The following is a 6,804-nucleotide window of genomic DNA, read 5'->3' on the forward strand; positions in this document are numbered from 1 at the left end:
ATGGGATGATAAATTTAACAATGCAGCAAGCTGTCATGCTTTTGATTCGATAGGTGAGGCTGATGCAAAAGTAGACTGAGAGAGGGTTTGAGGGCTATTTGTAAAACTTAATATAGTACGGTTTTCTTTTATCCGACTACTTATCACTCCTTTTTTGTCAGACTAACGCGGAAAAATGACCCCGTTATCCCTATTCTTTTTTTAAAGCTCCTAGTCCCCACAAACAGATACCATATATACCTAAATAAGCCCAAAGTTCTAATTCACCACTAACGAGCAACCAAGTCATCACTAAAGGAAAGGTGATGGCTAGCATGATCACGGCAGTATCATAGTCTAAATTCATTGCTTTTATGTGGATACACCATGCTATTTTTGGCATCTAAATTGCTAATACTAATATAGCAATACTAATATAGCTTAACAAGTCATTATTGACATTAAGGTTTAAATGCCGAACAGCTTAGCTCACACCAATTGCTGAATTTGTTCTGGGGTGATCTGCTCAACATTGCTAAAAACTTGAGCCGCCCCTGCTTTTTTTAAGGTTTGTTGATAAGCCTCACGGCGTTCTGCTGTTTCCTGAACATGTGGCGGGAGAACACCAACACCAACCCAGGTTCTGTCTGGATGAAGGGTTTTGGCTGCTTTAACTGTGTACATATCTGCCACAGTATCTCCCACATAGATGGTAGGCAATGGTTGCTCAATTTGGTGCTGTTGCTGAAGCTGGTTAATTACTGCCAATAATCCTGTCGGATCAGGTTTACCGGGGGCATCTTCCATCGCCACGAGTACGGGGGCTGGCAAACCGAGACGTTTTGAAAGAGCATAAAGTGCTTCATTTCGCGTCGCCCCACTAAAAAAGCCCCATAAAATATCGGCTGAGGTTAGATATTCGAGATAGTTGGGGTTGAGGAGTAATGGTTCATCACAGATGTATCCTGTCCAATGATTTGGATCAGCACCTCGGTAGCGAGCATTAAAAAAGGCAATCAGGTTATCATAATCTAGGGCAACCTGCGATCGCGCCTGACCTCGCTGCTCAAAGTGGCGATAGATGAGCTCTCGTGAGGCTTCCCAATCGTTATTCCATAAGCCTTCGGATTTGAGGTGGTCAATCTCGGCGGAATACGGGCGATACACTCCGGCGGTAAAATGCTCGACTGTATCCGCGATCGCTCTCCGGTAAGATCCACTCACATCCCGGATGACACCATCAATATCGAAAACGACAATCGCTCGTCTAGACCCTGATTTTGTTCTTGATTTTAAAGTTGTCAATGTAAATACTCCCACGACTAACTCAGTTGCTTAAGCCGTGCAGTTTTATCCCCCGGATAAATCACGAGAGCTTTCACCAACGCTATCCTGTAGAATGATTGATTGTACATTAAGTATAAGATACCTGATCTATTGTTGGAGGTCTGTTTGTCTAAATTTATCTTAAAAGTTCTCTGGTTAGAAGAGAATGTGGCACTCGCCGTCGATCAAGTCGTGGGTAAAGGAACTAGCCCGCTGACATCCTACTTTTTCTGGCCCCGGAACGATGCTTGGGAGCAAATCAAAAACGAACTGGAAGCCAAACATTGGATTAGCGAAATGGATCGCGTTGAGTTGCTCAACCAAGCGACTGAAGTGATTAACTACTGGCAAGAAGAAGGTAAAAATCGTCCCATGAATGAAGCGCAGGCAAAATTTCCAGAAGTCACCTTTACAGGTAGCGCCTAGATCGTCGGTTTAGTCATAGCGGTGCGTAGAGACGTTCCGGCGGAATGTCTCTACAACAGAGAAAATCTTGTAGCTTGTGTTACAGTCTTTCGTTCGGGCATCGATTTCGAGGACACCAACTTGTAGAGACGTAGCATGCTACGTCTCTACATTTGCATCAAACCATACCACCCGCCGCTTGAAAGCGAGCTCTTGCTCTCTTTAAAGCTTGCGTGGCTTGAATTTTTTCTTGCCGATTCTCACTGGTTTGGACTTGGTTGAGACGCTCTTGGGCTTGAGAGAAAGCTTCTCGTGCGGCTTCCTTGTCAATCGTCTCTCCCTGTTCCGCCCCATTAACGAGAATGGTTACTTCATCATTTTCAACTTCGGCAAATCCGCCCATGAGGGCGATGGGTATCCAGTCTTTACCCGGACGAACTCGCATTACACCAATGTCCAGTGCTGACAACAGGGGGGCGTGACCCGTCAATATACCCAGTTGACCCGTAGTACTGGGCAAAATCACTTCTTCGGCATTAGAATCCCAGACAATTTTGTCGGGAGAAACAACTCGAACAGTTAAGCTCATCGAAACTCCTTTGAGTCCCAAACCCTGTCTTTATAAGACAGCTTTACAATTAAATGCTGGTTTTTAAATGGAGATAATCCCAGGAACCAGCTCGCCCTGTAATAAGTCCCTTCGCCTACCCAGTCCAAGATGTCTTGGTATTACCCAACGCCTAACCAATTAGGCAAGCGAGATAGTCCGAACTAGGGAAGTATTCGGAAGTCTGTGCCAGAACTAGGCTCAATCCGAGCTATTAACCGCTTACGTTGTCCAAACTGGCTGGCTTGGTCAAAACTCGGAAGGGATTACCCTTTCATCTTCTCAGCTTTAGCGATCACTTGATCAATATCACCGACCAGGTAGAATGCCTGTTCGGGCAGGTCGTCCAATTCTCCATTCAGAATCATTTGGAATCCCTTAATCGTTTTGTCAAGAGAAACGTACTGACCGGGTAAACCTGTAAATATTTCCGCCACAAAGAATGGCTGAGACAAGAAACGCTCAATTTTTCGCGCCCGGGCAACTGTCAGACGGTCATCTTCCGACAATTCATCTAAACCCAGAATCGCAATAATATCCTGGAGTTCCTTGTAGCGCTGTAGGGTTGACTGGACAGCACGCGCCGTTTGGTAATGCTCTTCACCCACAATATTGGGTTGGAGCATGGTTGACGTTGAATCAAGGGGGTCTACAGCGGGGTAGATTCCCTTCGAGGCTAAAGCACGAGAGAGTACCGTCGTCGCATCCAGGTGAGCAAAGGTGGTTGCTGGTGCTGGGTCGGTTAAGTCATCAGCTGGGACATAAACCGCTTGAATCGAGGTAATTGATCCTTCTTTGGTTGAAGTAATCCGCTCTTGCAGTTGACCCATTTCTGTAGCCAATGTGGGCTGATATCCCACAGCCGAAGGCATCCGACCCAGGAGTGCAGATACTTCTGAACCCGCTTGCACAAACCGGAAGATGTTGTCGATAAACAGTAGCACGTCTTGCTTGTTGACATCGCGGAAATGTTCCGCCATCGTCAGCGCCGCCAGACCAACCCGCATCCGGGCACCGGGGGGTTCGTTCATCTGACCGTAGACCAGCGCTACTTTAGACTGGCTGAGGTCTTCTTCGTTGATAACCTTTGACTCTTTAAATTCGTTGTAAAGGTCGTTTCCTTCACGGGTGCGTTCGCCCACACCACCAAATACCGACACACCACCGTGAGCTTTGGCAATGTTGTTGATCAGTTCTTGAATGATAACGGTTTTACCAACACCCGCTCCACCAAATAAACCAACTTTACCACCTCGACGGTAGGGCGCCAGCAAGTCTACAACCTTAATCCCCGTTTCAAAAATCGACGGTTTGGTTTCCAGTTCGGTGAATTTAGGAGCCGAACGGTGAATCGGCGATCGTTCTTCGGTATTGACCGGACCCAATTCATCGACAGGCTCACCTAACACATTGAAAATTCGTCCCAGGGTAGCACCGCCTACGGGAACACTAATGGCGGTGCCAGTGTCTACGGCTTCCATCCCTCGAACTAAGCCGTCCGTACCACTCATGGCAACAGCTCGGACTTGGTTATCACCGAGTAACTGCTGCACTTCACAGGTTACGGCAACATCCTGTCCTGCTGCATTCTTGCCTTCGATTTTCAAAGCATTGTAAATCCGGGGCATTTTGCCGCCAGGAAACTCAACATCGACAACAGGTCCGATGATTTGAGTAATAACGCCGGTGTTTGTTTTTTCTGTGGTGGCTACCATGCTTGCATCTATTATATTCTGGGATAACGAGCGTGCTTCTGACTTCATAAAGCACTCAGGTGACAAAGGGCTTGCTATTTCTAGAAGCCCACACTATACTCCATCGAGTCAGTGTGTGGAGTTGTCACAGCTTAAGAGCTTAACAATACCGCTCTCTAGATTACCACTTATGGGTATCGCCAACCCAGTAGCCCGTGAGGAATTAGCTAATCGCATTCAGTGTTCTTGTAAGTGAGCTTTCTGTTTGCGTCTAAGCATTGTCCGAAACCCTAAGGTTGCCACTCCCAGCAATCCGAGTAAGCCGGATGGTTCTGGCACACTCTGGGGTTCTGGGTCATCTGGGGGAAATAAATTTCCCGGATCAGTTCCCGGATCAGTTACAGGGTCGTCTGAGGGAAATGGGGATTCATCAGGCGGATCATCATTGGGTTGAGGATTTAGTTGTGGCGGTTTTGTCCCCAGAGACTTGCCTTTAATGAAGACAGCAGAGTCTAATATACCATCACCCCAATCTGCAACATTAATCCTGATCGTATTTGTGCTATCTTTAATCAGCTGACCCTCAAAGGTCAAATTTTTGGTATAGCCATCCAGTTTTGTATTGACGCCAGACCCGACAGGATTATAAATAAAGTCAGGGTGATACGAGGTTGGGTCTTTGGGGTCAGGAACTAAATTGTTGATCGTAACGGGTTGATTATCACTCAACATAGCCAAGGACTCTCCATTCAGCCACATGTTAAACGAGTCGTTGAACTCCGTCCCCCCAAATTCGACAAATTCTTCCGAGCCAAAGACGTATTCAAAGAATACCTTATCTACTGTGCTATCGGCATCAAAGCTGAGTTCCAAAGTCATGTTATCCCCTTGCATCCCTATTTCCCTCTGTTCATAGGAAGGGCTTTGTGGCTCAAAATCTGTACTCAAGTCGCTGAGATCTCCCCCGTGAAAATCTACTCCTCCATCTTGCGTGTTTTGTCCAGGTAAATCTTCAACTCTACCCGTACTCAAAACGATGCCCTCACCCAGACCGAAAGGATCGTTGTTGAAAAGACCAAAGGCTTCATCATTCACTTCGCCTAGATCATCATAAACTGCTAAACCAAAGTTACTCAGTCCGGTCGTATCCCCTAACAACACATCAAGTAAATCTTGAGCATTGCCACCGGGCGTAATTGTAAATGCCATCGCTGGCAGTCCCCACAAGCTCAGAAGAGCCGTTGTTGCAATAGTGGTCGTTGTTGTCTTGATTGGTAGAAGCCCCATTGTTTTTCCCTCCTTCAAGGAAAATAGTTGCACAGTCGTCTGGTTGATTTCAAGCTTTATGGCTTGTCTTCACAGAAATAATACACTAATGTAAAGTTATGTTAAAGATTTACAATTAGAGAGTTTTCTTGTTATCCTCCATTTTACTATCTAAACAAAATAATTGAGGGATCGCCTCTAACGTTGAGCAGAAACCCCTGGGGATCAGAAACCAACGGGAATTGTAATAGATTAGTATTTGCAGCCACCTTGTATGAGGAGTATTTGTGGAGGACGGTGGTTCAGTATTAAAACTGTATGCTAAAAAGACGTGATTTAGCACATTTATTTCCAATACTAATATTTTACGCTAGTGCCTAGTGCAAGAAGGCAGAAATAAAACTACGTCACCATTATGCACAAAGCAGTTATCATTTGTCCCGGTATTCACAATTCACAGTTGACACACGAGTTTTTAGCTGGGTTACAACGCTGTGACTCTGGCAATGTAGAGCGTGTTCAGCAACTATTACTTTTTCCCAGCCACGAGTATCCGGCTTATTCAGCGATTCATATTTTGAACTATTTACAGCGTCATCTTACTCTAATGAACACCTCTGTTACTTTTATCAGTTTTAGCGCCGGAGTAGTTGGTGCGATTGGTGCAGCATGGGGATGGCAGATGCTTGGGGGAACCGTGAAAGCGCTGGTGGCGTTGGATGGGTGGGGTGTACCCTTATATGGAACGTTTCCCATTCATCGGCTGAGTCACGATTATTTTACCCACTGGAGTTCCGCCTTATTGGGAAGTGGTGACAGTCGTTTTTATGCTGACCCCCCAGTGGAACATCTAAAATTATGGGAAAAGCCGGATAGTTGTCCAGGGTGGTGGGTGCAGCGAGTTAAGAATGGGAGAGAATGGCGACGTTATCTGACGGCGGCTGAGTTTGTGGTGCAACTCTTGTCGGATTAACCGTTTTTGTCTAAGACAAAATAGCGAGCGAGACGCTCGCACTACATAAAACCGTTCCCTGTTCTCTATTCCCTCTTGGGATCAACTGATGTTCTAACTTCTCTCCGCAGCACTATATTTTAATGAACTACGACGACTTCAACGAAGTAAGTCGTCGTTTCTGACGCTTCTGAGCTCCTAGTTGCTTCATGCTTCCACAATCAGTAGAGCTAGGCAGCTCTGCGTCTAAAGAAGTTCGTTCCAAACCCCTTGCCCAAATCTCATTAACTTGAGCGGCATTGATATCTCTATCTTTAACGTGCTTGCAGTCGGGATTAGAGCAAATATGGACTCTATCGCTCAAAGTCTTAGGCGTTAATTCCCAACATTTAGCACACCGTTGAATTGGCTTGAGCGTCCTAGTTGGTGACTCAACATAAAACCCACCTGCCTCAGCCGATTTGTAGGTTAATAAATCACCGACTATACCAAACCCAACGTCAAGAATAGACCGATTTAATCCGGCTTTCTGTTTCTGACGCTTACCCTTCTTTGCCTTCCGAGTCATACCCTTG

8 protein-coding genes are annotated in these 6,804 nt (G+C 45.9%); 2 read left to right on the forward strand and 6 right to left on the reverse strand.

What is annotated here, in order from left to right; translation table 11 throughout:
- Nucleotides 1-190 precede the first annotated feature (190 nt).
- Both RIB93_RS19650 and RIB93_RS19655 read right to left on the reverse strand, forming a co-directional pair.
- Complete coding sequence (locus tag RIB93_RS19650; RefSeq protein WP_446374760.1) at nt 191-382, reverse strand: hypothetical protein; 192 nt, start codon at nt 380-382, stop codon at nt 191-193.
- An 86-nt stretch (nt 383-468) separates the two neighbouring features.
- On the reverse strand, nt 469-1,284 hold the full coding sequence (locus RIB93_RS19655) for a TIGR01548 family HAD-type hydrolase (RefSeq protein WP_446374762.1): 816 nt from the start codon (nt 1,282-1,284) through the stop codon (nt 469-471).
- A 147-nt stretch (nt 1,285-1,431) separates the two neighbouring features.
- Between RIB93_RS19655 and RIB93_RS19660 the strand changes: the two genes are divergently transcribed.
- Complete coding sequence (locus tag RIB93_RS19660) at nt 1,432-1,731, forward strand: 30S ribosomal protein PSRP-3 (RefSeq protein ID WP_006103218.1); 300 nt, start codon at nt 1,432-1,434, stop codon at nt 1,729-1,731.
- A 157-nt stretch (nt 1,732-1,888) separates the two neighbouring features.
- On the opposite strand, the gene atpC is transcribed toward RIB93_RS19660, so the two are convergent.
- The 3 genes from atpC to RIB93_RS19675 all read right to left on the reverse strand — a co-directional run bounded on the left by atpC (nt 1,889) and on the right by RIB93_RS19675 (nt 5,298).
- Nucleotides 1,889-2,299, reverse strand: a complete 411-nt coding sequence (gene atpC / locus RIB93_RS19665) for an ATP synthase F1 subunit epsilon (RefSeq protein WP_446374764.1) — start codon at nt 2,297-2,299, stop codon at nt 1,889-1,891.
- Nucleotides 2,300-2,583: 284 nt separating this feature from the next.
- Nucleotides 2,584-4,032: a F0F1 ATP synthase subunit beta gene (atpD, locus tag RIB93_RS19670; RefSeq protein WP_446374774.1), complete on the reverse strand. Its 1,449-nt coding sequence runs from the start codon at nt 4,030-4,032 to the stop codon at nt 2,584-2,586.
- Nucleotides 4,033-4,248: 216 nt separating this feature from the next.
- Nucleotides 4,249-5,298 (reverse strand): choice-of-anchor L domain-containing protein, encoded by a 1,050-nt coding sequence (locus RIB93_RS19675; RefSeq protein WP_446374766.1) that lies wholly within the window; start codon nt 5,296-5,298, stop codon nt 4,249-4,251.
- Nucleotides 5,299-5,692: 394 nt separating this feature from the next.
- Here RIB93_RS19675 and RIB93_RS19680 point away from each other — a divergent pair, with 394 nt between their 5' ends.
- A complete protein-coding gene (locus tag RIB93_RS19680; protein WP_446374768.1) occupies nt 5,693-6,250 on the forward strand; it encodes a hypothetical protein in 558 nt (185 codons plus the stop codon).
- A 127-nt stretch (nt 6,251-6,377) separates the two neighbouring features.
- On the opposite strand, the gene RIB93_RS19685 is transcribed toward RIB93_RS19680, so the two are convergent.
- Nucleotides 6,378-6,804 (reverse strand): zinc ribbon domain-containing protein (locus RIB93_RS19685; protein WP_446374770.1); only part of this gene is annotated, 427 nt, incomplete at its 5' end.

The sequence above is a fragment of the Coleofasciculus sp. D1-CHI-01 genome, from assembly GCF_040218875.1.
Lineage (GTDB): Bacteria > Cyanobacteriota > Cyanobacteriia > Cyanobacteriales > Coleofasciculaceae > Coleofasciculus.